We start from the raw sequence: 24,015 nt of genomic DNA on the forward strand, positions 1-24,015 counted from the left end.
TCGCCAGCCCCAATAGGGCCAGAGGTCATGCGTTTACTCGGGGATGGTGAAAATCTGCCCCGGATAGATCAGGTCGGGGTCTCGGATCGAATCCCGGTTAGCCTCGAACACCCTGACATACAGAATACCGTCCCCATACCGCTTGCGTGAAATGGCCCAGAGCGTATCTCCCTTCTGAACCGTCACCGACCGGATCGGAGGCGTCTCGCCTGTTGTTTCAGGCTCTGCCTCGCGCAGCACCTCCACAGGTTCGCGTTTGAAAGGCGTTTCAAGGCGGCTGACAACCGTCCCGTCCGACGCGACCTCATCCACGCGCAGGGTATAGACACCGGGGTCAATGTCTTCCAGCTCACTCCGCCACTTTCCATCTTCGGTCGGGGCAAGATCATCGACAAGTCGATTGTCCAGATACAGCCGCACAGCCGAATCCTGCTGCACGCGTCCTGTCAACTCGACGTCACCGACGTCGGAGTAGCCGATAGTGTCTAATGCAACTTGCTCCGGCGGAGTGGTCTGTACGGTCGGCGGTTGTACAAGCTCCACGCCCTCCTCGCCCGAACGAATTACAGCCACTTGCTGGTCCTGCGTGGCGTCCGTCGCATCCGTGGTGAGTTCGGCTTGTGCGTCGAGCTGTCCCTCCTCTTCGGTCCGTTCGGGATCTGCATCAGCGATCTCGGCATTTGCCGGTTCGGTCACAGAATCCTGAGATGCGGCATCTTCGGCTGCGGGTGACGCGGCGACCCCAGCCGGAGAGGCTTCCGGCTCCGGTTCGGGCAATGCGGCGATCAGGTAGTCATCCGATCTTGTCGACTGCGCACCGTCTCTAATCTCCAGGACAAGCCCGCGCGCCGTCTCGGCAAAGGGTATGGTAACGAAAACGGCGAATTGCCCGGTTTCATCCACCGTGAAGCTGTGTACCGGCTCTCCATCGAGCAATACGTTGATTTCGACACCGGGATCGGCAGTTCCCGACAAAACCGCATTTCCATCCGGTTCAACGAAAATCTGGTCCAGAACAGGTGCCGCCGCGACTGTCGCCGGAGCTTTGGTTTCACCCACTGCTTCGTCCACTGGAGTCTCGGCAGTCTCGGTCGCGGCATCTTCCGTAACCTGCTCAGATTCCTCTGTTACGGATGGTGTCTCTTCAGTCGCCTCAGGCGTCGCGTCGTCTGTCTGTGCAACGGTTTCATCCGTCGGCTGTTGTGCTTCAGACTCCGCCGTCTGAGCCGGAGGCGCATCGCCATCTCCGTTCAAGATGCCGCTCAGATACAGTCCTCCCGCTGCGATCACTGCAATGAGACCAGCGATCACCCCCCAGGCGAACGTTCCGAAACCTCCGCTTCCCGACTTGGCGTCCATTGTTTTCCTTTCATTCCGCAGCGCAAATGCTTTGACTTCCACACATTCTGCGTGGCGGTTGAGCCAACCTATCAATCCCGCTATCAGGGGTCAAAACCTGAGATACAAGTCCGGAGTCTTCAATTCATGTCCCAGAAATCCGTCTGTGTGTATTGCGGGTCACGTAACGGCGCAAACACAGCCTATGCCGACGCGGCCCGAGAGTTCGGGACCCTGCTGGCCAACGAGGGATGGCGCCTCGTCTACGGTGCCGGAGATGTCGGCTTGATGGGAGAGGTCTCGCGCGCCGCCCAATCGGCCGGAGGTGACACGTTCGGCGTGATCCCCGTACACCTGTTGCAACGCGAGGTTGGCAAAACCGACCTGACGCGCTTTGTCGTTACTGAAACGATGCACGAGCGCAAAAAAGTCATGATCATGAATGCGGATGCCGTAATGGTATTGCCCGGTGGCCCCGGGTCATTGGACGAACTGTTCGAGGCCCTCACATGGCGTCAGTTGGGGCTGCATGACAAACCAATTCTGGTGATGAATGTCGCCGGGTATTGGGACGCACTGCATACATTACTGGACGGTGTTATCGACCAAGGATTTGCCGAAAGCTCTTTGGCAGAGTTCATTACCTGGGTCGACACACCGCAGACCGCCATGTCCAAACTGCGCAACATGCTGGCCTGACAGAAGAAAACGGGCGGTCCATGCCGCCCGTTAGTTTTTGACTTAGGCCGGTTTGGCCAATCTGGATCTGAGGATCCCTTCGACCTTGTGCAGGGGATGATTGGTCAAGGTCTTGTCAATTTCGGCGACAACCTTGGCCAAAACTTCGGTGTGAAGACGGCGGCGCAAAAGGCCCAGAACATGCGGACTGGCGACCAGAACCAACCGTTTGTAAGCCCCTTTCAATCCTTTTCGGTTCAGCAGATTGGCAACATCCTGAACGAACAGTGATTTGGCATGGGTTTTCCATGTTTCTTCTTCGACTGCCGATTTCTGCTTCGGGCCCCCGTCATAGCGCCGACCAGCTTTATCGTTGCGTTTTGAAGGCTCTGCGTCCGTTTCTTCAACGGATACGACCACCAGGTTGGGGTCCTGTGCATCCGTAATGTTCTCCATCACCAATGCCTTTTCTCCGTCGGCGATGATGACCCAAGTTCCCTGTTCAAGTGCTGCCATTGTAATCTCCTGCAAAGGCTAAACTGGCTTCCCTCGTGTTTCAGACACAATTCCGCTGTTGCGCGCAGACGGGTTTTCCACGCACCGTTTCGATAGGTCTTCTATTGGTTGGCGGCTCTCTCCCTCCGCACACTATAGCTAGGTACTGCCAGCGCCCCTGCAATAGGTCTCAATCCGAAAGTTGACGTATCGGCAGGTTTTCACCGGCAATCGGCCAAGTAAGAAATGCCGCTACCCATCGACAAGCGGCGCGGCTGCAGGTTGGGAATAGCAGTTCGATGCAACGTCGACTCAATGTCAGGTTGATGCAACATTTATGGCCTTGAAAAAGACACCGGCCCTGAGCGTCACTTCGTTTGCTCTCTCTCGAATTCCATGCGCGCGGATTTTACCTGGTCCATTTGCTCGTGAGACCACAATACCAGCGGTTTTAGCAGTTCCAGCAAACTGCGGCCCAATGGTGTAAGCTCGTACGACACCGCGACAGGTGGACCCGGATCGACCGTTCGGGTCAGGTACCCGTCACGCTGCAGACCCCGCAGGTTCTCGGTCAGCACGCGCTGCGTTACGTCTCCGATACAACGCTTGAGCTCTCCAAACCGTTTAGGTTCGTCCTCCAACGCCAGAATAATGATCATGCGCCACTTACCCGTCACGTTGGACAGAACGGAGCGAATAGAGCAGTTCGACGCTTCGGCTTTGCTGTTGACGCCTACAGGCAGCATTGTGATCCCAGGTGCGTTTTTGATACTAAACACGATCATAGTACCAAATCCTTTTAATTCAAGTCCATGTTTTTAATTCAGTAACCTTCACACAACCATGTTTCCATAAAGTGCGTAGTTGATATGTAGTTCGTTTTTAATACTTACTATTGCCACAACTCGAATCACGAAAAGGAAGCTCAACATGACCCCCAAAGAACTTGTCCTCGCCTTGTTTTCAGCGGCCTTTATTGAACACGACCCTCAAGCCGCGGGGCAATTGGTGGCACCCGACTACATTCAGCATAATCCGCAAGTCCCAACCGGTGCCGAAGGTCTGATTGGGCTGATACCTTTAGTTGAACAATCCGGCATGACGGTGACGACCCATCGGGTGATAACCGAAGGCGATCTGGTGGTGTTGCACAATACTTACGAAAACGCCGACGCCTTTGGCGCGCCATCCCTCGCCGCCTTCGATGTGTTCCGCGTCGAGGACGGCAAGGTCGTCGAACACTGGGACAATCTGCAAGCGGTTCCCGAAACCACCGTTTCTGGCCGCGGGATGACAGACGGCGCCACTGAAATCACCGATCCGGACCAGACCCAAGCCAACAAAGCGCTTGTTCTGGGCTTTGTCCGCGACGTACTGGCCGGGGCCGCCCCGGAAAATGTGGCGGATTACATGGATCCCGAAATTTATATGCAGCACAACCCGATGATCGACGATGGTCTGGATGGGCTCATGGCCGCCATTGAAGAATATGCCGCGCAGGGGCAGGTTATCACCAAATTCGAACCGCAATTCGCAGTGGCCGAAGGGAATTTTGTCTTTGTGGCATCGGACGCAATCATGGGTGGCAAGCCCTGGGCGTTCTTTGATCTTTGGCGCGTTGAGAACGGCAAAATCGTCGAACACTGGGATGTGGTTTCTCCGATCCCCGTAGAAATGGCGCATGACAACGGAAAGTTCTGACCGTCTTCATTCCCCTGCCTGGCGGCCAATTTCGCAGATGTTGACCGCTGGGCTTAGGGTTGTTTTGTTTGCACGCAGCACTGCCAAGCAATGGCCCCGACCCGACAAATTCGCTGCCGCGGCGCTGTCCTCGGCTAACAGCCGCCCCAGAAAGAAAAAGCCCGCCAGCGTCACTGCCGGCGGGCCCTTGTCCCACGTTAGCGGGCTATTGGATTACATGCGCGACGCAACGTTTTCCCAGTTCACCAGATTGTCGAGGAAGTTCGACAGGTATGCCGGACGCTTGTTGCGGAAATCGATGTAATAGGAATGCTCCCACACGTCGCAACCCAGCAGAGCAGTCTGACCGAAGCACAGCGGGTTCACACCGTTTTCGGTCTTGGTGACAGCCAGCGAACCGTCCGAATTCTTGACCAGCCACGCCCAACCGGAACCAAACTGGCCTGCACCGGCGGCGCTGAACTGCGATTTGAATTCGTCGACCGAGCCGAAGCTCTCGGTCAGGGCCTTTTCCAACTCGCCAGGCATGGCGTTGCCGCCGGGGCCCATCATTTCCCAGAATTGGTTGTGGTTCCACAGCTGGCTGATGTTGTTGAAGATGCCGTTCTGTGCCACGGCGTTGGCGTCGTAGGTGCCAACGATGATCTCTTCCAGCGACTTGCCGTCCCACTCGGTTCCGGCGATCAGCTTGTTGCCGTTGTCGACATAGGCTTTGTGGTGCAGGTCGTGGTGATATTCCAACGTTTCCGCGGACATACCCTTGGCTGCCAGCGCGTCATGTGCATAAGGAAGATCAGGAAGTTCAAAAGCCATCTTGGCCCCCTGTGAAATATAAGTTGCGGTTCCCAAGGGTTAAATGCTTTGGCAACAGCCGCAGGTCAAGGGCCGAGATCACAAAACCACGAGGTCCGCGATGCTGACACAGGCGCGCAAGATGTTTTACCGCGCCCGCGGGTATTATGCAGGCAACCTGAATGGCGAGCCATTTCGTCTGGACCCCTACCATTCGAAATTCTGGCGCAAGGCCTCGGCCGGTGCCTGGGAACCCGAGACTTTTGACGTGCTGGACAAACACCTGTCCCCTGACGGGGATTATCTGGATATCGGCGCATGGATCGGCCCCACCGTCCTGTACGGTGCCCGCCGCGCCCGTCATGTGTGGTGTTTCGAACCCGATCCCACCGCGTTTCGGCACCTGGCATGGAATTTGGATCTGAACAACATTCGCAACGTTTCGGCCTTCGGTGTCGCCCTGTCGGACGAGTTCGGCGTTGCGCGTATGGCCTCGGTTCGGGGCGAACCTGGCGATTCCACCAGCTCTCTGCTGCATGACGGCGCACACGGGACCGACGCTATGACCATCGCATGGGATCAGTTCGAGGCAGTCAATGACCTGTCCAGAGTTTCGCTGGTCAAAATGGATATTGAGGGGGCCGAGTTTTTTGTTTTGCCGACGCTGTTGGCATGGCTGAAGAAACAGCGCCCAGCCTTGTTCCTGTCGCTTCATTCGCCCTTGTTGGCAGACGAAAATCGGCATGAATGGACAAAAAATCTCTTAGAAAGCCTGTCATTCTATTCCGAGGTTCGGAACGTAGCCGGACATCCGTTGGACATCCAGAATATCCTTGGGCAACAGGAGTTGATGAAGTACCAATCCATATTGCTCTTACGGTAGAGTGGGTGAACTCATTTTCCCGAATAAGTAATTTTCTGCTTGCAACCTCAAATAAGTGATTGTTGAACTGCACTTACGGAAGAGTAGGAAGGATATTAACTAGTGAGAGTTTCATTAGCTTTATTGTTTGCCGGCATGATGACCGCTCAGACAGCAGCCGCAGAGACCATGACCATTCATTGCAAAATGACCAAACAGGATGGCCTTGGCTGGATCGCACCTGAATATGCGTTCCAGATTGATGCCAATTCAGAAAAGGCGAAGGCCGTCAGCAGCTATCACGACTGGACAGAGGCGCGATTGAAGAACCGTGGTGCAAAAGGGTATCGCATTTCTTGGAACATAACCGCTCCATTGTCTGATGGCACGAAACAGCGGGTGAAATACCAAGCAAACCTGGATGCCGCGAACAAGACAGTAAAAGTCCGTATGTCCTGGGCTCATGCGAATTACAGCAACAAACCCTACGGTGTCGGTAATTGCAGCGCCAAAAGTTAAGAGAGGCCCCGGAAGATCTGGGGCCTTCACTTTTCAGTACTAGTAAACCCCGACCTCACTGCCCGGCTGCGCCGCCACCTTGATCAGTTTGAATACATAATCGGCAGTCGACCGGAAACAGACGACGCGGAAGGTCTCGGCATCGTCCATCCAGAATGCCCCCGCCACTTGCGCCAGGCGCGAACGGCGGATCTGGCCGGGTTGAAATGCCTCGGCTGACAGATCAACCGGAGCCAGCTTGCCCAGCACTTCGCACGCGTTGCCACCCGAGATGCGGAACACGGCGCGGGCATCCGACACGTTGACCGCCAGTGCATGCGTGCCGCTCAGCGCGTTGGTCATGGCGGTCAGTTTGGCCTCGACCTCGGCGTAGGGAACAAGCACCAGCAATTCGTCAGTGGACATCCAGCAGACGCCGGTATCGCCGTTGACAAGTGCCTCACGCTGGCCGGGCACCTTCTGCCCGGTGGCGTCCTTGACGGCCTTGGCCAACACCTTGTCTGACAAGTCGCCGCGCAGGGTGATCATGCCCTGCAGGCCGACTTCCTCGACCTTGGCGATGCCATCATAGCTGGCGTGGTTCAGTGCGCTGATGGGTTCAGACATTCTGCTTCTCCCCGTCCTTGTCGAAGAAGATCGGGTCCACGATCTTTGCTTTGTAGGTTTTGCCGTCGGTGCCCGGGAATTCGACAATCTCACCCATCCGGTCCGGGCCGTGCTTGATCAGGCCCATGGCGATGCCTTTGCCCAGGTTGGCCGAGTAATAAGTCGACGTTACACGCCCGATCATGTTGCGCTGACCGTTGGCATTGACGCCCTCGCCCGCTGCATAAGCCCCGTCGGGAATGACAGAACCATCCACAGTCTCGAGCCCGACCAGTTTCCAGCGCTCCGGATCGGTCATATGGACACGTTCCTGAGCCCGTTTCCCGAGGAAATCTTCTTTCTTTTTCGAGATTGCCCAGTGCAGCCCCAGATCCTGCGGGATCACGGTGCCGTCGGTCTCGTCCCCGATCATGATAAAGCCTTTCTCGGCCCGCAGGATGTGAAGACATTCGGTGCCATAGGGCATCACGCCGAACTCTTTGCCCGCTGCTATCAGAGCGTCCCAGAACGCCTGTCCCTGGCTGGCAGGAACTGCGATCTCATAGGACAGTTCGCCCGAGAACGAGATACGGTAAGCGCGGCAATCGAACTCACCGATCTTGCCATCGCGCCACTCCATGAACGGCAGCGCCTCTTTGCTGACATCCATGCCGCCTAGCTTTTCCAAAACCTTGCGGGCGTTGGGGCCGACCACAGCGACCTGAGCATACTGCTCGGTCACATTGGCGACGTAGACTTTCCAGTCCCACCATTCGGTCTGCAGCCATTCCTCCATGTGACCATGGATGCGCTCGGCCCCGCCCGTGGTTGTGTGACACAGCCAGGTATCCTCATCGATTCGGGCGACAACACCGTCGTCGATCAGGAAGCCGTTTTCCGAACACATCAGGCCATAGCGGCATTTGCCGATCTTCAGCGTGGACATCATGTTGGTGTACATCATGTCGAGGAACTTGCCTGCGTCGGGGCCCTTGACGATCAACTTGCCCAGCGTCGAGGCATCAAGCAGGCCGAGGTTTTCGCGGGTGTTTTTCACTTCGCGGTTCACCGCGTCATGCACGGACTCACCGGGACGGACATAGGCGTAGGTCCGGCGCCAGTGGCCGACCGGTTCCCAGTCTGCTCCGTTCTTGTCGTGCCAGTTGTGCATCGGTGTCTGGCGGATTGGCTGGAACACGTCGCCACGCGCTTCGCCGCCGATCGCACCCATGGAAATGGGCGTGTACGGTGGGCGGAACGTGGTGGTGCCGACTTGCGGAATCTCCGAGTTCAATGAGTCCGCCAGAATCGCCAAACCGTTGATGTTGCTCAACTTACCCTGATCGGTCGCCATTCCCAGCGTCGTGTATCGCTTGGTGTGCTCAACGCTCTCATAACCCTCGCGCGCGGCGAGCTGAACGTCGGACACTTTGACGTCGTTCTGGAAGTCGAGCCAGGATTTCATCCGCAGTTGAACCTCGGCATTGGCTGGCATCAGCCAGACGGCTTCCATCGGTGCTTCATCCGTGGTTTCGCCGGTCGGAGCCTTGGTGTTCTTGGGCTTGAAACCGGCGGCCTTCGCTGCGGCCTTCCCCGCCGCATGCGCGTCGGCCAGAACTTCACCCAACGCCAGCGGCCCGTTCGAGGACCCGGCAGCAACAACGAACCCTTCGCCATCGGCGCCAAGCGGCGGACGATCCGGATCAGGGCGGAAATGCGCATTGGCTTTGTCCCAGATCAGCTTACCGCCGCAATGGGACCACATGTGCACGACCGGAGACCAGCCACCCGACATGGCGACCGCATCGGCCTCGACCTCTTCGCGTGCACCACCGACACCTTCCTGATTGCAGATCGCAACTTTCTTGACGCGCTTGCCGCCTTTGACTTTGGCAATGGCTTTGCCCGGGTCGACACGAATGCCCAGTTGGCGCGCCTCTTCCGCCAGCGGACCCGCCGCAGCACGGGCGTCAACAATACGCAGCACTTCGACGCCGGCCTGCTTCAGGATGATCGCCGTGCGATAGGCGTCATCATTGTTGGTGGCGATGATAACGCGCTCACCGGGTGTGACACCCCAGTTCACCACGTAATCGCGCATGGCCGAGGCCAGCATAACGCCCGGCACATCATTGCCCGCGAAAGACAGCGGACGCTCGATAGCGCCAGTGGCTGTGACAACCTGCTTTGCCCGGATGCGCCACAGGCGATGACGTGGTCCCTGAACGCCTGGTGTGTGGTCGGTCAGACGCTCATACCCCAGCACATAGCCGTGGTCATAGACGCCTGCGCCCATGCAGCGCGAGCGCATCGTGACGTTGTCCATTGTTTCCAGTTCGGAAACCAATTGTTCCACGAACTTATCCACAGGCTCGCCATCGATGGTTCCGCCGTCAACCGGGGCGCGACCACCCCAATGCGCGGTCTGTTCAATCAACATGACCTTGGCACCGGACTGTGCTGCCGCCTTCGCGGCTTGCAGGCCAGCGACACCGCCACCGATGACCAGAACATCGAAGAAGGCGTAGAAGTGTTCGTAGGTATCTGCGTCGCGAGTATCCTTGTCAGGTGCTTTACCCAGACCGGCAGACTGACGGATAAACGGCTCGTAGACGTGTTTCCAGAACGGTTTCGGATGGATGAATGTCTTGTAGTAGAAACCGGCCGGCAGGAACCGGGCAAAAGCCGTGTTCACCGCGCCAATATCAAACTCCAGATTCGGCCAGTGATTCTGCGAGATAGCGGTCAAGCCGTTGAACAGTTCGGTCGTGGTCGCACGCTGGTTCGGTTCGAACCGGTTGCCCTGTCCCAAACCGACCAGAGCGTTTGGCTCTTCCGCCCCGCTGGCGACGACGCCGCGCGGACGGTGGTATTTGAACGACCGGCCCATCATCATCTGATCATTGGCCAACAGCGCCGAGGCGAGCGTGTCGCCCTCGTAGCCCTGCATTGAGGTGCCGTTAAAAGTAAAAGTGACCTGTTTCGACCGGTCAATCAGCCGGCCTTGTTTTGCGAGACGGGTGCTCATGTTACGGACCTTTCGCAGGCGGTATTACGGATGGCGGCGCGGATCATTCAAACTCTCTCCACTTCCAGCCAGGGCGCTTGGCCGAAATAGCCTCGCGAATTTCTTTCGGGGGCTCGGTGGTCTGCGCGGAATACGTTCCGAACACTTCGAGCGTGTTGGTGCAGCGTGCCGCGTGGAACCACTTGCCGCAGCCATTTGCATGGCGCCAGCGTTCAAAATGAACGCCTTTGGGGTTCTCACGCATGAACAGGTAGTCGTGGAAGTCATTGTCCGACGAACCGGGGCCATAGCGCTTCAGATGCGCCTCGCCGCCAGCGGCCAGTTCAGATTCTTCGGCATCTACGCCACAGTAAGGGCAATTCAGGATCAGCATTTTGCCACTCCTCGCTTGATTTTTTTCATCCACACGCTCAAGTTGAAGGCATGGATTCTTTTACTATTTTTTTCATCATTACCGGCACGTTGGCCGCAATCGGTCTGATCACCCTTCTTGTCTTCCGAACGGAAGAGAAAAAAGCGATCAAGCCGCGCCCCGAAACCCCGGAACGCCCGGATAGCATTCATCGAGCTGACTCCGGCGACTGACATCAGTGGGCCACCCCGGCGGCGACGCTTTCATCAATGAAGCGTCCCTCTTTGAAGCGCTCCAGCGAGAAGGCTTCGGTCAGCGGCGAATGGCCGGTGGCCATCAGCTGTGCCATGCCCCAACCTGACCCCGGGATAGACTTGAAGCCGCCAGTGCCCCAGCCGCAGTTGATAAAGCAGCCGCCCAAGGGCGTTTTCGACAGGATGGGCGAGCGGTCACCAGTCATGTCCACGATGCCGCCCCACTGACGCAGCATTTTCAGACGCGAGATCATCGGGAAGGTCTCGACCAGCGCGCGGACGGTTTCCTCGATATGGTGGAACGACCCGCGCTGGGTGTAGTTGTTGAACCCGTCGGTGCCGCCGCCAATCACCATCTCGCCTTTGTCGGACTGGGACATGTAGCCGTGAACGGTATTGGCCATGACCACCACGTCCATACAGGGCTTGATCGGCTCGGACACCAGCGCCTGCAGGGCCAGCGACTCGACCGGCAGGCGGAAGCCCGCCATCTCGGCCAGTTGGCCCGAGTGACCGGCGACAACAATGCCCAGCTTGTCACACTCGATCGCACCCTTGGTGGTTTCGACACCCGTTACGCGTCCGTTTTCCCGGCGCACGCCGGTGACTTCGCATTTCTGGATGATGTCCATGCCCATGTTCGAGCATGCGCGCGCATAGCCCCAGGCCACCGCATCATGTCGGGCCGTGCCACCGCGTTCCTGCCACAGCGCGCCCAGAACCGGATAGCGCGGACCGTCGATATTGATGATTGGCACCAGTTCCTTGACGCGCTCGGGGGTGATCCACTCGGTTTTTACACCCTGCAGTGCGTTGGCATGTGCCGTGCGCTGATATCCGCGAATCTCGTGCTGGGTTTGGGCCAGCATCATCACGCCGCGGGGGCTGAACATGATGTTGTAGTTCAGTTCCTGGCTCAGATCCTCATACAGGCCGCGCGCCTTTTCGTAGATCGCAGCCGACGGATCCTGCAAATAGTTCGAGCGGATGATGGTGGTATTTCGACCGGTATTGCCACCGCCCAGCCAGCCTTTCTCGATTACCGCGACATTCTGGATACCGTAGTTCTTCCCCAGGTAATACGCGGTCGCCAAACCGTGACCACCGGCACCGACGATGATCACGTCATACCGTTTCTTTGGCTCGGGCGAGCGCCAGGCGCGCTCCCATCCGGTGTGATAGCGCAGCGCTTCACGCGCCACAGCAAAGGCTGAGTAGTGTTTCATGTGCGAATCCGTCCGGTCTTCGGTGATTGGGCGCAGATATGCCGTGTGGCGGCATTTTACCTGTGCCACACAACGTCGCAATAATGCGTTATTGCGACATGAAGGCCCCTCGCGGCCATTTGTCCCTTTTTTCGGGTCGCCGACAGGTCTAAGTCAGGGCAACCATTTTGGAGGGACCATGACGTTCTCGGTTCTCATCGTCTTGATCGCACTGTTGATCACAGGGTTTCTTGGGTATTCCATGCTGCGCGGACGCCGGAACGGCAAGCCGACAGCGGCTTATGACCTGAGTGTCTATCGGGAGCAACTGGCCAGCGTCGATCGCGATCTGGCGCGCGGCGTGATCGGCAAGGCCGACGCGGACCGCGTGCGCACGGAAATCTCGCGTCGCATTCTGGCCGCTGACGCCCAGTTGCGCGGCGAAACTGACAGCGCCGGCCCGTCACGGGCTGTATCCGTGGTTGCTCTGGTGCTGATGGCCGCAATTCTGGTGGGCGGCGCATTGGCCATGTATCGTCAGATGGGGGCCGCAGGTTTTCCAGACATGCCCCTGTCCGCGCGAATCGAAATGGCGGAAGACGTGCGGGAAAACCGCCCCGGCCAATCCGATGCAGAGGGAATGGCGCCTGCGGTGCAGACACCGGAACTGGAAGAAAGTTATGCAGCACTGCTGACGCAGCTGCGTGATACGGTGGCGCAGCGTCCCGATGATCTGCAAGGCCATATGCTGCTGGCACAGCACGAAACCAACGCCGGCAATTTCAAGGCCGGATACGAGGCGCAACAGCGCGTTATCGAATTGTCCGGCGACACTGCCACGGCCGAAGCTTATGCCGATCTGGCGGAAATGATGATCCTTGCGGCTGGCGGCTACGTCTCGCCCGAGGCTGAAGAGGCTTTGCGTCAGGCGCTGGAACGCGATCCGAGCTTTGGGCCAGCGCGCTACTATTGGGGACAGATGCTGGCCCAGATCGGGCGGCCCGACATGGCCTACCGGGTGTGGGTGGACACGCTGCGCGACTCTCCGTCCGGTGCGCCATGGGTACAGGCGATCCGAGGGCAGATCGACGACCTGTCCTTCCGCGCGGGCGTCTTCAACGCGCCCAGCCTGAGCGCCGAACCCGGCCCTTCGCAGGAAGACATGCAGGCCGCGGCTGACCTGACCCCCGAAGAACGGCAGGAGATGATTCAGGGCATGGTGGACCAACTATCTGACCGTCTGGCCACCGAAGGCGGTTCACCTGAAGAATGGGCACGCCTGATTGCGGCGCTTGGCGTGCTGGGACAGGCTCAACGCGCGATCGACATCCGGGATGAGGCGATGGCTGTCTTTGCCGGCAACACCGAAGCGCTGCAGGTGATTGATGCGGCGGCGCTTCAGGCCGGAATTGCGCAATGATCTACGACGTGTTCGAAGAGTTTGCCTCGGCTTTGCCTCCGATGACGGCACTGATGGGGTTGGACCTTGGGGAAAAGACCATCGGTGTGGCGGTCTCGGACCGGATGCGTACCGTCGCGAGCCCATTGGAGACCGTTCGGCGCAAGAAATTCACCCTCGATTCAGCCCGCCTGATCGAGATTGCGACGGATCGTGAAATCGGCGGCATCCTTCTTGGCCTGCCCAGGAACATGGACGGGACCGAGGGCCCCAGATGCCAGTCGACCCGCGCTTTTGCACGGAATCTGATGCGTTTGACCGATTTACCGATTGGTTTCTGGGATGAACGACTCAGCACAGTTGCTGCCGAAAAGGCACTACTTGAGGCGGATACGACACGAAAACGTCGCGGACAGGTTATCGATCACGTTGCGGCCGGCTATATCCTGCAGGGAGCGCTGGACAGACTGCGCTTTCTTTAACGGATCGGAAAACGCTGATGACAAATATGGTTTGGAAACGGAACGAGGTCGAAAGCCCTTGCATCCAGATCTGCGTCGTCCACCCGACCGAACGCATCTGCACCGGCTGTTACCGCACCATCGATGAAATTACCCGGTGGTCCAAGATGGACAGCTCTGAACGCGCCGGCATCATGCAGGAATTGCCCGAGCGAAAGCCCCGTTTGGCCAAGCGCCGCGGCGGTCGTTCCGCACGCCTGAACGGATCTTGACCCCGAAACTTCAGTCCTTCGACTCGGAATCCGAAGCCTGCACTGAAACAGCGTGCAGGTCTTCGTGCGCGCGCAAGTCGGCACCGAACAACTCGACCAGTTCGGTCTGGCTGGTTGAGTGCAACGCCTGCCTGTCCGCATCCGACTTAAAATCAAGCGGGATCGGCAGGACCATTGTCTTATCCGAGAAGAAGCGTTTCCAAACAGAATTGATTTTCATTTCACATGCCAATGAGGGTCAACCAACGTCGCTGCGGGTCGGCTCCGAACTCCGAGGGGGAAAGTGAGCTCGGGCGCTTTAGCTTGAGTGAGTGGCACCCCCCAGCGACGCGGTCCAGTTTCGATGCCCGCCCCTTGAAATCCGGAGGCAGACCCGCGAATTTCTGAAACTTTTTGATTGATCAATCAAGAAACACCCCGGATGTTTTTTGCCTTCCGTGGCGTCAAGCCGTGCCCTGCCCGGCAAAAGACCATGCGAGGCAGAACAGTTTTTTCTGCCGCAAACAACCCTCATCGTCGACCAACGATCAGTTTTTTCGCGGACTAATAGATTGCAGAAGTTGACTTTTTCGCGCCTGACTTCTTACCCGGCCGAGAGCCACGCTTTGGCGTTTTCAAAATCCTCTGACGGGAAATACTGCGTCCGTGTGCCCAGAACATGGCTGGCCATTCGCTGCGCCATTTTTTGCCAGGCCTTATCTCCGACAATTGCCGCCCGATCCAGCATTCCAATATGCCCTGCCGCCAGACGAAAATGTGCAGCCATAGCGGTAAGCCCCTGCCATCCATCAAATTCTCGCAGGTCGATCAGCAGGCGAAAACCCTTCCGGTCGCCCAGCGTGGCGTCCAGATCGACCTGCGCCTGTTTGTATTCTTCTGAATCCAGCTTCCCCATCAGACTGATCTGGACGCACGGTCCGCCCAGATCGGTCACGTGAATTGTACCAAGAGATTCGCGAATCCATCTGCGGGCAGATTCTAATTCATCCATCCCGAACACCTGAACCGGACAGGGCAGGATTGGTGCCGCTAACCGAATGCTCGTCTGCACCCAGCCCTGATCGGCGACAACGCCGATGCGGTCGAACCCGCGCCAGTGGCTGAGCCCAAGCTTGGTGTCGGACCAGGCGGCGCCCAGATCGTACCCCTTGAATTCCGGCGTGACGATCGCCAACAGGCGCACCGCGTCGTGATCTTCCAGTGCGGCTTCGATTGCAGGGACCAAAGTGGCTGCGTAATCTGCGCTTGTGACCTCACCGGACAATTCCACCTCGATCAGGGCACCATCGGAACTCGTGTGAACCGTAATCATTGAAAATCTCTCCAAAGCCATAAGAATGGCAGGAGGTTACGGGGATTCGAGCCATTCGGCTACACCGCCCGGACACTCGGGCCGGAAATAGGCGATCATTCGTCCGTCGGGCCCTGCGGTGGCGTTCTCGCCCCAAGGCGCAACACCGTGCAGACAATGCCTGTGCAGCAAATAGGCCTCTCCCGGACGGGCGGGCAGTTCAATGCGTGGACAGGTGTCAAAAACCTCTCTTCGGGCGGCCTGATAAACGTCCGTGATGTCGGCCCGACCCAACGAGTCAGGCGCCACGTCCGCCAAGGACCGCCGAAAGGCGGCGCCCAGTATTTTGTGGCTTCCTTCCCACAGCACCATGGGCGCGGCGTCCGCACTCGCCTCGTTCAGGGGAATGCCCAATATCCAGGCATGTGGTTCATCGACCTGACGTCGGCGATCCGGGCCCGTCGGTTTCAGGCCGTCCACGTGTGCCGCATCACGCCTGCTTCTGTATCGTGCCGCGGCCTCAGATTCCCCGCGCCGGGGTTGCGGATAGCCCGGATAAATCACCGACACCTGCGCCTTGTGCAAATCGATCCGTCCATATTGCCGTGTAGCAAAGTCGATCGCCTGACCAGAAAGTGAGGGTGAGCCTGCCACCCTGCCCCGCACGTCATTGTCCAACGCATCGACTCCGATGAACCACGTCCCCTCGCAATCGTGCCATTCCGCAAGGGCCGGATCTGCCACCGAAGCGCGGGCCGCAGGCAGGGCGTGGGCAACCCATTCAAACAATATCGGGTCGTATGGAAACTTGACCCAACCGCGATCCCAGAACACGTTTACCACCCCAACGCTCGCCGCAGCATGTTCAGCGCTACGAGTGTCAGGAACACCGCAAATACGCGTTTCAGCGGTTTGGGGTTCATGGCATGGGCCAGTTTGACCCCCCAAGGCGCGGTGATCATCGTCATAGCGATGACGATGAAGAAGGCCACTAGGTTCACGGCACCAATGGTGAACGGAGGACGGTGTTCCGGAGCAATATTGAGAAACAGGAAGCCAAGAACCGACGGAACGGCGATAATCACTCCGAACCCGGCAGCGGTCGCCACAGCCCGATGAATCGGCGTGTTGTAAAGGCTCATCAGCGGTACGCCAAAACTGCCACCCCCGATGCCCATCAATACCGACAGAAACCCCACGGACGGGGAAAGCGCCGCGCGCTTCACGCCTTTGGGCATCGCGTCACCCAATCTCCATTCGGATCGACCCAGCCCGAGATATGCACCGATTACCATGCCCAGAATACCAAACAACGCCTGCAGCATTTCAGTCCGCAACGCCGAGGCCACCAGGACCCCAATGATCGCGCCCACGGCAATCCCCGGTCCCCAACCACGCAGGATATCCCAATCCACCGCGCCTTTCTTGTTGTGGCTCAGCACGGACCGGACCGAAGTCACGATGATCGTTGCCAGGGACGTCGCCAGGCACATCTGCATCAGCTGCGGCCCGCCATAACCAAGCGTCTGAAAGGTATAGAAAAACGCAGGAACCAGAACAATTCCTCCACCAACGCCCAGCAACCCGGCCAGAACCCCAGCCAAAGCGCCGATCGCAAGCAAAAGGCCCAGCATCTGGGCCAGCAACATTGTCTCGGGCATCATCCCCCCATGTCGGCGCTGGGCCGTATCAAACCGCTCGATCCACCCGTGACAGTGGTTCGACGCAGGCCAGGGCCTGCAACACCACCTCAGGGCCCGCATGTTCGCGTACCGCGCCTTCGGACAATGTCCTGCGCCAACCGCGCGCTCCGGGGCGGCCTGCGAACAAGCCCAACATGTGGCGGGTGACCTGGTGCAGACGCCCACCCTTGGCAAGGTGTCGGTCAATATAGGGCACCATTTTGTGTACGGTGTCCACCGGATCAACTCTCGGTCCGGTGCCAAAAACCTGCAGATCTGCTTCGGCCAGAATATCAGCGGGCTGGTGATAGGCCGCGCGTCCGATCATCACACCATCCAGCCCGGCCTCAAGATGCGCGCGGGCCTGCGAAAGCGAGGTAATGCCGCCGTTGATCGAGATATGAAGGTCGGGAAAAACTGTCTTCATCCGATGCACCAGATCATAATCCAATGGCGGAATATCTCTGTTCTCTTTGGGGCTTAGCCCCTGAAGCCAAGCCTTGCGGGCATGAATAGTAACGCGCTGGCATCCTGCAACCTGAATCTGGTCGAGAAAAGCCGGCAGCACTTTCTGCGGGTCTTGTTCATCAACGCCAATTCGGCATTTGACCGTAACCTCGACATCCACGGCCTCGCGCATCGCGGCGACGCAATCCGCGACCCGGCCGGGTTCCTTCATCAGAACCGCGCCGAACGTCCCCGACTGCACCCTGTCCGATGGGCACCCACAGTTCAGGTTAATTTCATCATAGCCCGCATCCGCTCCTGTTTTGGCCGCTTGGGCCAGCTCTTTGGGGTCGGAACCACCCAACTGCAACGCCACTGGGTGCTCTGCCGGATCATGATCCAACAGGTGCAATGCCCCGCCCCGCACCAGCGCCGGCGCAGTGACCATTTCGGTATAGAGCAACGTCTCGGCACTCAGCAGCCGGTGAAAGTACCGGCAATGCCGATCTGTCCAATCCATCATGGGCGCGCAGCTCAAAGCTGCGTGTCGGCGCATTTTTTCTCTTCTTTCTTTAGACACCTGCCCAATCCCCAAATGCTCAAAACGCGCAACTAGCATAAATGAATTTCCAAGATAAACCGAATTCGGTGCGAGGACGGACGGCGGCCGCGTCGATTTTGGATAGGTACGGCCTGCAACGTCGCTGGAATCTGGCGCGAAACGCCTTTTCTCGCAAACAAGTCAATCGTCAGCACGTGGAACCAGCAATGAGTTTTTGGTTCGACAGCCCAGAAACCAAGTTGCGATTGATAGGATGGTAACCTGAGGAGGCCACCGAAAGGCATTTCCTTGCGCCGCCGCTCAGGTTTCCACAACCGACCGTTGTGGGAGTTCTCGACACCAGTCGAGACTGGTTGCAGAAAATGCAAAGAAGAGCAAAAACATACGCTTGATTCCAATGCGATGCTGATCCCGCAAGATCGCAGAAGAAATTTTGAACTCTGTTTCTTTCTACTAGGTTGCTATTATGCTCAGCCTTGCAATCCTTTGCCGCAGGTACGGGCAACTTTCTGCTTGGCGAGTTCAGTGTGAGGTAAAAGTGCGATGAATTTGTTTTTGAAGGCTGTTTTTGTTTTGCTTCTTGGCGGCGCAACCATGGGAGCGGGTGCGGCAATAGTGCACTACAACACTGCGCCATATCGGGCGGCAAAAAAGGCAGTAAAAAGCGTTTTCCCAAAGGATTCGGCGGACGAACACTATTACGAAACAATCCTTTTCGCACTTAGGGGTGAAGAGTTTGTTGTTCCCAGAACTCGCGAAGGGTCTGGCGGCGCATTGACGGAAATTGATGGCGATGTGCTTTTGCTAACCCACGAGGGGGAATTCTTCCATGTCGTCGACTCATCGGATGTCGAGAAACTTGATATTGCGCCGCCATTTAATGGTCTGGAAGCCTATATCGCCGATGCTGAGGACAAATTCTCGCATTTGCGGCATGAGTTTACCACTTTCCGCTACAACGACGTCATGATTGTGAACAAACCCGGAAGGCGCGAACTTTATGTGTCCTTCACGCGCTACGTTCCGCAAGAAAACTGCTTTCACAACACGATTGCGCGGGTGCGATTGCCAACTAAACACATCCGGGCGACGGAGCTTTCAGAGACAGATTGGGACGTCGTTTTCGATGCAGCGCCATGCATGCCGATCACGGAAACGTTTGTCGCGATCGAAGGCCACATGGCAGGTGGACGCATGGCTTTCGATGGTGTTGAAACAATCTATTTAGGCTCGGGCGACTATCACTTCGACGGAGAACACGCGGACAGAATTATCGCTCAGGACAGTGCATACCAGTACGGAAAAGTCATTGCGCTCAATCTGGACACTCTCGAAAGCCGCATTGTTTCGGTTGGAAACCGCAATATGCAAGGCGTCGCTTATCTGGATGGCGACCTATTCGTCGTTGAACACGCATCTCGTGGAGGCGATGAGCTAAACCTTATCAAAGAGGGTGCGGACTACGGTTGGCCCTCCGTTACACTCGGCACATCCTACGAGAAAACACCAATGCCGATCCCCGATCCCAAGGACTATGGGCGGCACGACGGTTATGAGAAACCGGTCTTTTCGTGGCTTCCATCGGTTGCGATATCCAGCCTTAACGCAATTGACGGATTTCATGCCTCCTGGGACGGCGACCTGCTCATGGGGTCCCTGAAGGCGCGGAGCCTGTTTCGGATTCGCGTGGAAGAGGGGCGGGTTCTCTTCGCGGAACACATATTCATTGGTGAGCGGGTGCGATATGCTCTGCAACAGTCGGATCGCATTGTCCTGTGGACCGATTCAGGCAAGCTTATTTTCCTTGAGATCGAACCTTTTGGAAAAAATAAATCCCACGTAGACGATGCAATTGCCGCGATGAACCTGTCAGAGAACGAGGCGGAAACATTGGCGCAGGTATTTTTGGGTTGTCAGGAATGTCACTCCGTTCAACCGAACGAAAACCAGAGCGCCCCGAGCCTCGCCGCCGTGTTTGGTCAGCCAATTGCATCGCGACCTTACGATGGATACTCGGAGGCCCTGACCCGCAAGGGTGGCAATTGGACACGCGAAAACCTGTTTGCTTACCTCAGCGACACCGGCGCGTTCGCTCCTGGTACGCTGATGCCAGCGGCCCGTTTGCAGGGTCCGAATGAAGTTCACTCGGTCATCAACCTTTTGGAACAGCTTTCGGAGCTTAACTGAAGGGCCATTAGTGTGGCTGGTGTGTTCAGAGTACGGCAACAGCCTGCTTTGGTCGCGCCGTCACCGATTGCGACATACCGGACAGCAATACAAGCTATTGTTATTGTGTGTTTATTTCGTCGTGAGAGATGGTACCGCCTCCCTGGCTTGAACAGGGGACCTCTGGATCCACAATCCAGCGCTCTAACCAACTGAGCTAAGGCGGCACTCGTGAAGGGCGATGTACCGAACGCGTGCGGGGAATGCAAGGGTATTAAAGCCGAATTCTCCAGCTTTGTTCGACAAGATCGACGCCGAAAGAATGTACCGGTTTGCTGTCGATAAGCTGCCATCCGAACGCCCGATAAAGCGCGCAGGCGGCCGAGTGGCTTTCGTGCGTCCAAAGAACCATGTCTCGGTAACCGGACTCGCGTGCGAACTCCATGCAGGTGCGTAGAAGGCGCTTGCCCAGACCCTGCCCGCGCACCTTTGGTTCCAACAGAAACAGACGCAGTTTGGCCGTCCGGTCATCGTGCGAAACGCAAAAGATGCTTCCCAGTCGCACAGCGTCTTTTTCCGCGATCCAGCCCCGTTCCCGTGTCGCGTCATGACCCGCCACGAATTCGTCGAGAATACGCGCGACCAACGGGGCAAAACTGTCATCAAAGCCTTCATCCCGGGTGTAGTGGGCCCCGTGACGCTCGATCAGCCAGGGGGCGTCATCCGGGCGGAACAGTCTGATTGTAATATCATCCATGCCCTATTTGACCGCAGAGGCCGCTTGATTCTCAACCCGCTGCGCGCTAGCACAAACGCTCAGTCCCCGGAGGCGCAAATGGGCATAAACACCGAACGCGATATCGAAGCTAACCTGCAAATCGGCCCGACCGATCAGGGCATGGTGCGCTTGTTCATCGAGGCACCGGGCACCGAAATACCGATGGATTTCGACCCCGAAGAGGCCGAGGAAATCGCGGATGAGATTCGCGCCGCGGCTCAGGCAGCCAGGGCGGTGAAAGGCTGAGTGGTCAGACCCGTGGGTCCCGCAATGCCTGTAACCTGCGAGCGGCATCTACGGCAAATTTCTGAATCATCTTCTTGCGACGTGCCGGTGCCAGTTTGCTTTCCGGCCCCATTCGCAGAATCTCGGCATCATAAGCGTCAGCGATAATCAACCCGGTCTCAGGTGGCAACAGATCGGTCGGGAACTCGGTATCCACCGCCCAGAAAAACCGATCGCACCATTCCAGGTAACCCTGCCATTTCGAGTCCGACTGATAGTCGGCCCGGCTGGATTTGCATTCGATCACCCAGATCTCACCCTTGGGACCCAGCCCCATGACGTCGACCCGCAATCCGCGCGCAGGCACGAATTCCTCAATCGAAACATAGCCATGAGACGCAAGGTGCCGCGAGACACCGCGTGCAAGTTTCTGTCCGGGCTGCAACTCCATGGTCATTTCAGGAATGTGAACAATTCGTGAACAAAAAGCAAGCACACCTGAAAGCTTGACATGATACGATTTGGTACTCTATTTAAATGATACCGAAAGGTATCGTAAATGAGAGAACTCATGGACCATCAAACCCAAAACGCGTTTCGCGCCCTCGCCGACCCGACGCGTCGCGACATCGTTCGCATACTGGCAAGTCAGGACATGACCATCGCTCAGCTGACCGACCAGTTCGACATGACGCGCGCTGCGGTCAAAAAGCACCTGACGGTGCTTTCCGATGGTGGGCTGATCACGGTCGAGTCCAAAGGCCGCGAGCGCATCAACAGACTTGAACCTGCGGGAATGACGCCCGTTCTGGACTGGCTCAGATATTTCGACCGGTTCTGGGATGACCGCCTTGCCAACCTGAAAGACGCAATTGAAAGGAAAAGACATGACTGACGCTGTATTGCAAAAGACGATCTTCCTGCGAGCAGATCCCGAAACCGTCTGGGATTACCTGACCGAGCCGGACCGGTTGGCCGAATGGTTTCACAAACCCGAACGCCGTTTGGCCGCTGGCCAAAAGCTTGAGATGTTTGGCACCACCAGCGGAGATCTTCTGATTTGGGGAGAAGTTCGCGCGGCCCGTCGGCCAGAATACCTTGAGTATACTTTTACCGTGAAGCCCATGGGCGATGCCGTCAGCGTGGTCAAATGGACCCTGGAACCGGTTGCGGGTGGAACCCGCCTTGCACTGCTGCATGAAGGCCTGCCACAAGGTGCCGAGGCGTTCGGCCTGATCCTTGCCCTGGATAACGGCTGGGACGAGCATTTCGGCAAGATGCGCACCGCCTTGCACGAAACTGTTGACGCGTGACCCCTTGTGCAAACCCGCCGCACGCCCTACTTAGGCGCGTGGCGGGTTCTGCCCTTCTCGTGTCCGGCAGCATTCCGGTGGCCTTAAGCAATTCCGAGGGAGCTGGCTCTGTTCAGGTCCTGGCCTGATTACCCGGCGCCCACCTGTATACACAGGTCCTCGGGAATCAAAGCCCCACGGTTGACTGGCGGTCCCGCCACATTTCTTTCGAAATTCAGCGCCCTGCGCGGGCTTCCTGCTTTGCGACCATTGGTTCAAAGCTGTGGGCAACCGGCGTACCCCGCCGAGGGCCTTTGGGCTTTTCGGCCATATTCATGATCGCGTAAGCGAATTGAACACCGGCAAAAACGATCCCATTCATGAACCAGATCATCAGCAATGCGATCAGACCGATGTCCGAACCGGTGATCAAATGGCGCAGATTGGCGACGTTCAGCGCCAGAAGTACCCCGACAAACACGGCCGAGATGACGAATCCCCAAGCAACCTGAGTGATATAAAGACGGATCAATTTGGGCATTAGGAACCTCCTTGCGCCATGACATTCAGCTTAGCGCATGTCTGTTCCGGGTAAAGGCGTCAGAACGCCTCGGGCTTGGCCTCGCGCGCCATGTGATCCAGAACAGCGTTGACGAATTTGGGCTCTTTCCCTTCCGGGAAGAACGCGCGGGCCACGTCAACGAATTCGGTGATAACCACTTTGGGCGGCGTGTCGCTTTGGGTCAGTTCAGACGCTGCCGCGCGGAACAGGGCGCGCAGAGTTGGGTCGATGCGCGCAATCGGCCATTTGGCCACCAGCGCACGGTCGGTCATCTGGTCAATGGGCGCCTGATAATTCACTGCATTGTCGACCAGCGATCGGAAGACTGCGATGTCTCCATCCAGCATTTCTTCGCCCTCGTAGACAGCGCCGAAACGGTGATCCAGAAACTCGTTTACGACCTGTTCGGTCGTCTGCCCGGATTGCTCCATCTGGAACAGTGCCTGCACAGCATAGAGCCGGGCAGCGGATTTCATCAGGCGTTTCTTGTTAACCGGTTTCGGCGCGTCTGTCTGGGTCATGCGGTCGTGGATCCGTTGTTGTCGCCCGCCACAAGGATGGACTCGGACGGAGGTTTGAAGCCGACGCCCTTTTGTGAGGCGCCCCACTTACGGCTGAGCGCGATCAGATGCAAGGCCGCGGCGGCCGCTCCGCCGCCTTTATTCATCTTTTCGGGATTTGCGCGAACTTCAGCCTGATCGTCATTCTCGACTGTCAGGATGCCGTTGCCGATGCAAAGACCCTGGAGACCCATCAGTTGGATCGCGCGGCTCGAGTCGTTACACACTGTCTCATAATGCGTTGTCTCACCGCGAATGACGCAGCCCAGCGCCACGTAGCCGTCGAAATTGCACTGACGGTCGGCCATGGCGATTGCAGTGGGGATTTCAAGCGCGCCGGGCACCTCGGCCACTTCACAGGTGCCACCTGCTGCTTCGATCTCGGCCTTTGCACCGGCCACAAGGTTGTCGGCAATTGCACGGTAGAACGGAGCCACCACAATCAGCAGTTTCACCGGCTTGTCAAAAGTCGGCGTCGGAAGCACGCCATGTTTGTCTTGTTCAGCCAC

30 protein-coding genes and 1 tRNA gene are annotated in these 24,015 nt (G+C 57.6%); 11 read left to right on the forward strand and 20 right to left on the reverse strand.

All coding sequences use genetic code 11. The annotated features are described in order from the left end of the window. Window positions 1-33: 33 nt before the first annotated feature. On the reverse strand, window positions 34-1,359 hold the full coding sequence (locus tag AC2TDJ_RS14750; RefSeq protein ID WP_480843222.1) for a LysM peptidoglycan-binding domain-containing protein: 1,326 nt from the start codon (window positions 1,357-1,359) through the stop codon (window positions 34-36). 126 nt (window positions 1,360-1,485) lie between these two features. Here AC2TDJ_RS14750 and AC2TDJ_RS14755 point away from each other — a divergent pair, with 126 nt between their 5' ends. Continuing rightward, window positions 1,486-2,037 carry an LOG family protein gene (locus AC2TDJ_RS14755; protein ID WP_480843224.1) on the forward strand — a complete coding sequence of 184 codons (552 nt, stop codon included), beginning with the start codon at window positions 1,486-1,488 and terminating at the stop codon, window positions 2,035-2,037. Between the two features lie 42 nt (window positions 2,038-2,079). On the opposite strand, the gene AC2TDJ_RS14760 is transcribed toward AC2TDJ_RS14755, so the two are convergent. Then, window positions 2,080-2,532, reverse strand: coding sequence for a baeRF12 domain-containing protein (locus AC2TDJ_RS14760; protein ID WP_480843226.1), 453 nt, complete (start codon window positions 2,530-2,532; stop codon window positions 2,080-2,082). Window positions 2,533-2,879: 347 nt separating this feature from the next. Further along, complete coding sequence (locus tag AC2TDJ_RS14765) at window positions 2,880-3,296, reverse strand: winged helix-turn-helix transcriptional regulator (protein WP_480843228.1); 417 nt, start codon at window positions 3,294-3,296, stop codon at window positions 2,880-2,882. A gap of 145 nt (window positions 3,297-3,441) precedes the next feature. Here AC2TDJ_RS14765 and AC2TDJ_RS14770 point away from each other — a divergent pair, with 145 nt between their 5' ends. Further along, the gene (locus AC2TDJ_RS14770; RefSeq protein ID WP_480843230.1) at window positions 3,442-4,212 is read left to right on the forward strand and encodes a nuclear transport factor 2 family protein; all 771 of its coding nucleotides are present in this window, start codon (window positions 3,442-3,444) and stop codon (window positions 4,210-4,212) included. 213 nt (window positions 4,213-4,425) lie between these two features. Here the strand turns inward: AC2TDJ_RS14770 and AC2TDJ_RS14775 are convergent, their stop codons facing one another. Beyond that, a complete protein-coding gene (locus AC2TDJ_RS14775) occupies window positions 4,426-5,025 on the reverse strand; it encodes a superoxide dismutase (RefSeq protein ID WP_170375882.1) in 600 nt (199 codons plus the stop codon). 100 nt (window positions 5,026-5,125) lie between these two features. Between AC2TDJ_RS14775 and AC2TDJ_RS14780 the strand changes: the two genes are divergently transcribed. Then, window positions 5,126-5,887, forward strand: a complete 762-nt coding sequence (locus AC2TDJ_RS14780; protein ID WP_480843233.1) for an FkbM family methyltransferase — start codon at window positions 5,126-5,128, stop codon at window positions 5,885-5,887. Window positions 5,888-5,989: 102 nt separating this feature from the next. Next, a complete protein-coding gene (locus AC2TDJ_RS14785) occupies window positions 5,990-6,385 on the forward strand; it encodes a hypothetical protein (protein ID WP_480843234.1) in 396 nt (131 codons plus the stop codon). Between the two features lie 39 nt (window positions 6,386-6,424). Here AC2TDJ_RS14785 and AC2TDJ_RS14790 read toward each other — a convergent pair whose 3' ends face one another. Genes AC2TDJ_RS14790 through AC2TDJ_RS14810 form a run of 5 tightly spaced genes read right to left on the reverse strand, consistent with a single transcriptional unit; the run spans window position 6,425 to window position 11,830 of the window. Beyond that, on the reverse strand, window positions 6,425-6,991 hold the full coding sequence (locus tag AC2TDJ_RS14790; RefSeq protein WP_480843236.1) for a sarcosine oxidase subunit gamma: 567 nt from the start codon (window positions 6,989-6,991) through the stop codon (window positions 6,425-6,427). Further along, window positions 6,984-9,998: a sarcosine oxidase subunit alpha family protein gene (locus tag AC2TDJ_RS14795; protein ID WP_480843237.1), complete on the reverse strand. Its 3,015-nt coding sequence runs from the start codon at window positions 9,996-9,998 to the stop codon at window positions 6,984-6,986. The genes AC2TDJ_RS14790 and AC2TDJ_RS14795 overlap by 8 nt, the downstream gene beginning before the upstream one ends. Before the next feature lie 43 nt (window positions 9,999-10,041). Further along, window positions 10,042-10,371, reverse strand: coding sequence for a sarcosine oxidase subunit delta (locus AC2TDJ_RS14800; RefSeq protein ID WP_480843238.1), 330 nt, complete (start codon window positions 10,369-10,371; stop codon window positions 10,042-10,044). Continuing rightward, the gene (locus AC2TDJ_RS14805) at window positions 10,365-10,586 is read right to left on the reverse strand and encodes a hypothetical protein (protein WP_480843240.1); all 222 of its coding nucleotides are present in this window, start codon (window positions 10,584-10,586) and stop codon (window positions 10,365-10,367) included. The genes AC2TDJ_RS14800 and AC2TDJ_RS14805 overlap by 7 nt, the downstream gene beginning before the upstream one ends. Continuing rightward, window positions 10,586-11,830: a sarcosine oxidase subunit beta family protein gene (locus AC2TDJ_RS14810; RefSeq protein ID WP_480843241.1), complete on the reverse strand. Its 1,245-nt coding sequence runs from the start codon at window positions 11,828-11,830 to the stop codon at window positions 10,586-10,588. Before AC2TDJ_RS14810 ends, AC2TDJ_RS14805 begins: the two co-directional genes overlap by 1 nt. A 178-nt stretch (window positions 11,831-12,008) precedes the next feature. Between AC2TDJ_RS14810 and ccmI the strand changes: the two genes are divergently transcribed. The 3 genes from ccmI to AC2TDJ_RS14825 are packed head-to-tail and all read left to right on the forward strand — an operon-like array spanning window position 12,009 to window position 13,941. Continuing rightward, window positions 12,009-13,229, forward strand: a complete 1,221-nt coding sequence (gene ccmI, locus AC2TDJ_RS14815) for a c-type cytochrome biogenesis protein CcmI (RefSeq protein ID WP_480843243.1) — start codon at window positions 12,009-12,011, stop codon at window positions 13,227-13,229. Then, window positions 13,226-13,690, forward strand: a complete 465-nt coding sequence (ruvX, locus tag AC2TDJ_RS14820) for a Holliday junction resolvase RuvX (RefSeq protein ID WP_480843245.1) — start codon at window positions 13,226-13,228, stop codon at window positions 13,688-13,690. The genes ccmI and ruvX overlap by 4 nt, the downstream gene beginning before the upstream one ends. 17 nt (window positions 13,691-13,707) lie before the next feature. Then, window positions 13,708-13,941: a DUF1289 domain-containing protein gene (locus AC2TDJ_RS14825; protein ID WP_480843247.1), complete on the forward strand. Its 234-nt coding sequence runs from the start codon at window positions 13,708-13,710 to the stop codon at window positions 13,939-13,941. A 10-nt stretch (window positions 13,942-13,951) separates the two neighbouring features. Here AC2TDJ_RS14825 and AC2TDJ_RS14830 read toward each other — a convergent pair whose 3' ends face one another. From AC2TDJ_RS14830 to dusA, 5 genes are all read right to left on the reverse strand, one after another. Beyond that, window positions 13,952-14,161: a hypothetical protein gene (locus tag AC2TDJ_RS14830; protein ID WP_480843249.1), complete on the reverse strand. Its 210-nt coding sequence runs from the start codon at window positions 14,159-14,161 to the stop codon at window positions 13,952-13,954. Window positions 14,162-14,524: 363 nt separating this feature from the next. Continuing rightward, window positions 14,525-15,253, reverse strand: a complete 729-nt coding sequence (locus AC2TDJ_RS14835) for a SpoIIAA family protein (RefSeq protein ID WP_480843250.1) — start codon at window positions 15,251-15,253, stop codon at window positions 14,525-14,527. A 36-nt stretch (window positions 15,254-15,289) separates the two neighbouring features. Beyond that, window positions 15,290-16,075 (reverse strand): hypothetical protein, encoded by a 786-nt coding sequence (locus AC2TDJ_RS14840; RefSeq protein WP_480843252.1) that lies wholly within the window; start codon window positions 16,073-16,075, stop codon window positions 15,290-15,292. Further along, window positions 16,069-16,893: a sulfite exporter TauE/SafE family protein gene (locus AC2TDJ_RS14845; protein ID WP_480843254.1), complete on the reverse strand. Its 825-nt coding sequence runs from the start codon at window positions 16,891-16,893 to the stop codon at window positions 16,069-16,071. Before AC2TDJ_RS14845 ends, AC2TDJ_RS14840 begins: the two co-directional genes overlap by 7 nt. A gap of 28 nt (window positions 16,894-16,921) precedes the next feature. Next, the gene (dusA, locus tag AC2TDJ_RS14850; protein ID WP_480843256.1) at window positions 16,922-17,917 is read right to left on the reverse strand and encodes a tRNA dihydrouridine(20/20a) synthase DusA; all 996 of its coding nucleotides are present in this window, start codon (window positions 17,915-17,917) and stop codon (window positions 16,922-16,924) included. Between the two features lie 549 nt (window positions 17,918-18,466). Between dusA and AC2TDJ_RS14855 the strand changes: the two genes are divergently transcribed. Continuing rightward, complete coding sequence (locus AC2TDJ_RS14855; protein ID WP_480843257.1) at window positions 18,467-20,110, forward strand: PQQ-dependent sugar dehydrogenase; 1,644 nt, start codon at window positions 18,467-18,469, stop codon at window positions 20,108-20,110. A gap of 129 nt (window positions 20,111-20,239) precedes the next feature. On the opposite strand, the gene AC2TDJ_RS14860 is transcribed toward AC2TDJ_RS14855, so the two are convergent. Both AC2TDJ_RS14860 and AC2TDJ_RS14865 read right to left on the reverse strand, forming a co-directional pair. Next, window positions 20,240-20,316 (reverse strand) — tRNA-His (locus AC2TDJ_RS14860). A gap of 47 nt (window positions 20,317-20,363) precedes the next feature. Continuing rightward, window positions 20,364-20,846, reverse strand: coding sequence for a GNAT family N-acetyltransferase (locus tag AC2TDJ_RS14865; protein WP_480843259.1), 483 nt, complete (start codon window positions 20,844-20,846; stop codon window positions 20,364-20,366). A 78-nt stretch (window positions 20,847-20,924) separates the two neighbouring features. On the opposite strand from AC2TDJ_RS14865, the gene AC2TDJ_RS14870 reads away from it, so the two are divergent. Then, window positions 20,925-21,113, forward strand: coding sequence for a DUF6324 family protein (locus AC2TDJ_RS14870; protein WP_480843260.1), 189 nt, complete (start codon window positions 20,925-20,927; stop codon window positions 21,111-21,113). A gap of 4 nt (window positions 21,114-21,117) precedes the next feature. Here AC2TDJ_RS14870 and AC2TDJ_RS14875 read toward each other — a convergent pair whose 3' ends face one another. Then, a complete protein-coding gene (locus AC2TDJ_RS14875; protein ID WP_480843262.1) occupies window positions 21,118-21,549 on the reverse strand; it encodes an MmcB family DNA repair protein in 432 nt (143 codons plus the stop codon). 114 nt (window positions 21,550-21,663) lie between these two features. On the opposite strand from AC2TDJ_RS14875, the gene AC2TDJ_RS14880 reads away from it, so the two are divergent. Both AC2TDJ_RS14880 and AC2TDJ_RS14885 read left to right on the forward strand, forming a co-directional pair. Continuing rightward, window positions 21,664-21,987, forward strand: coding sequence for an ArsR/SmtB family transcription factor (locus tag AC2TDJ_RS14880; protein WP_480843264.1), 324 nt, complete (start codon window positions 21,664-21,666; stop codon window positions 21,985-21,987). Continuing rightward, window positions 21,980-22,405, forward strand: a complete 426-nt coding sequence (locus AC2TDJ_RS14885) for an SRPBCC family protein (protein WP_480843265.1) — start codon at window positions 21,980-21,982, stop codon at window positions 22,403-22,405. Before AC2TDJ_RS14880 ends, AC2TDJ_RS14885 begins: the two co-directional genes overlap by 8 nt. A gap of 214 nt (window positions 22,406-22,619) precedes the next feature. Here the strand turns inward: AC2TDJ_RS14885 and AC2TDJ_RS14890 are convergent, their stop codons facing one another. The 3 genes from AC2TDJ_RS14890 to AC2TDJ_RS14900 are packed head-to-tail and all read right to left on the reverse strand — an operon-like array spanning window position 22,620 to window position 24,015. Continuing rightward, window positions 22,620-22,925 (reverse strand): hypothetical protein, encoded by a 306-nt coding sequence (locus AC2TDJ_RS14890; protein ID WP_480843267.1) that lies wholly within the window; start codon window positions 22,923-22,925, stop codon window positions 22,620-22,622. 59 nt (window positions 22,926-22,984) lie between these two features. Continuing rightward, window positions 22,985-23,467 (reverse strand): transcription antitermination factor NusB, encoded by a 483-nt coding sequence (gene nusB, locus AC2TDJ_RS14895; RefSeq protein ID WP_480843269.1) that lies wholly within the window; start codon window positions 23,465-23,467, stop codon window positions 22,985-22,987. Further along, on the reverse strand, window positions 23,464-24,015 hold the full coding sequence (locus tag AC2TDJ_RS14900; RefSeq protein ID WP_480843270.1) for a 6,7-dimethyl-8-ribityllumazine synthase: 552 nt from the start codon (window positions 24,013-24,015) through the stop codon (window positions 23,464-23,466). Before AC2TDJ_RS14900 ends, nusB begins: the two co-directional genes overlap by 4 nt.

This window comes from Ruegeria sp. HKCCD6647-2 (assembly GCF_057221075.1).

Bases quoted from the DNA above. Each gene is read 5' to 3' on its own strand.
- AC2TDJ_RS14750 (WP_480843222.1), bottom strand. From the start codon at position 1,359: ATGGACGCCAAGTCGGGAAGCGGAGGTTTCGGAACGTTCGCCTGGGGG.
- AC2TDJ_RS14755 (WP_480843224.1), top strand. From the start codon at position 1,486: ATGTCCCAGAAATCCGTCTGTGTGTATTGCGGGTCACGTAACGGCGCA.
- AC2TDJ_RS14760 (WP_480843226.1), bottom strand. From the start codon at position 2,532: ATGGCAGCACTTGAACAGGGAACTTGGGTCATCATCGCCGACGGAGAA.
- AC2TDJ_RS14765 (WP_480843228.1), bottom strand. From the start codon at position 3,296: ATGATCGTGTTTAGTATCAAAAACGCACCTGGGATCACAATGCTGCCT.
- AC2TDJ_RS14770 (WP_480843230.1), top strand. From the start codon at position 3,442: ATGACCCCCAAAGAACTTGTCCTCGCCTTGTTTTCAGCGGCCTTTATT.
- AC2TDJ_RS14775 (WP_170375882.1), bottom strand. From the start codon at position 5,025: ATGGCTTTTGAACTTCCTGATCTTCCTTATGCACATGACGCGCTGGCA.
- AC2TDJ_RS14780 (WP_480843233.1), top strand. From the start codon at position 5,126: ATGCTGACACAGGCGCGCAAGATGTTTTACCGCGCCCGCGGGTATTAT.
- AC2TDJ_RS14790 (WP_480843236.1), bottom strand. From the start codon at position 6,991: ATGTCTGAACCCATCAGCGCACTGAACCACGCCAGCTATGATGGCATC.
- AC2TDJ_RS14795 (WP_480843237.1), bottom strand. From the start codon at position 9,998: ATGAGCACCCGTCTCGCAAAACAAGGCCGGCTGATTGACCGGTCGAAA.
- AC2TDJ_RS14800 (WP_480843238.1), bottom strand. From the start codon at position 10,371: ATGCTGATCCTGAATTGCCCTTACTGTGGCGTAGATGCCGAAGAATCT.
- AC2TDJ_RS14805 (WP_480843240.1), bottom strand. From the start codon at position 10,586: ATGTCAGTCGCCGGAGTCAGCTCGATGAATGCTATCCGGGCGTTCCGG.
- AC2TDJ_RS14810 (WP_480843241.1), bottom strand. From the start codon at position 11,830: ATGAAACACTACTCAGCCTTTGCTGTGGCGCGTGAAGCGCTGCGCTAT.
- ccmI (WP_480843243.1), top strand. From the start codon at position 12,009: ATGACGTTCTCGGTTCTCATCGTCTTGATCGCACTGTTGATCACAGGG.
- ruvX (WP_480843245.1), top strand. From the start codon at position 13,226: ATGATCTACGACGTGTTCGAAGAGTTTGCCTCGGCTTTGCCTCCGATG.
- AC2TDJ_RS14825 (WP_480843247.1), top strand. From the start codon at position 13,708: ATGACAAATATGGTTTGGAAACGGAACGAGGTCGAAAGCCCTTGCATC.
- AC2TDJ_RS14830 (WP_480843249.1), bottom strand. From the start codon at position 14,161: ATGAAAATCAATTCTGTTTGGAAACGCTTCTTCTCGGATAAGACAATG.
- AC2TDJ_RS14835 (WP_480843250.1), bottom strand. From the start codon at position 15,253: ATGATTACGGTTCACACGAGTTCCGATGGTGCCCTGATCGAGGTGGAA.
- AC2TDJ_RS14845 (WP_480843254.1), bottom strand. From the start codon at position 16,893: ATGCCCGAGACAATGTTGCTGGCCCAGATGCTGGGCCTTTTGCTTGCG.
- dusA (WP_480843256.1), bottom strand. From the start codon at position 17,917: ATGCGCCGACACGCAGCTTTGAGCTGCGCGCCCATGATGGATTGGACA.
- AC2TDJ_RS14855 (WP_480843257.1), top strand. From the start codon at position 18,467: ATGAATTTGTTTTTGAAGGCTGTTTTTGTTTTGCTTCTTGGCGGCGCA.
- AC2TDJ_RS14865 (WP_480843259.1), bottom strand. From the start codon at position 20,846: ATGGATGATATTACAATCAGACTGTTCCGCCCGGATGACGCCCCCTGG.
- AC2TDJ_RS14870 (WP_480843260.1), top strand. From the start codon at position 20,925: ATGGGCATAAACACCGAACGCGATATCGAAGCTAACCTGCAAATCGGC.
- AC2TDJ_RS14875 (WP_480843262.1), bottom strand. From the start codon at position 21,549: ATGACCATGGAGTTGCAGCCCGGACAGAAACTTGCACGCGGTGTCTCG.
- AC2TDJ_RS14880 (WP_480843264.1), top strand. From the start codon at position 21,664: ATGGACCATCAAACCCAAAACGCGTTTCGCGCCCTCGCCGACCCGACG.
- AC2TDJ_RS14885 (WP_480843265.1), top strand. From the start codon at position 21,980: ATGACTGACGCTGTATTGCAAAAGACGATCTTCCTGCGAGCAGATCCC.
- AC2TDJ_RS14890 (WP_480843267.1), bottom strand. From the start codon at position 22,925: ATGCCCAAATTGATCCGTCTTTATATCACTCAGGTTGCTTGGGGATTC.
- nusB (WP_480843269.1), bottom strand. From the start codon at position 23,467: ATGACCCAGACAGACGCGCCGAAACCGGTTAACAAGAAACGCCTGATG.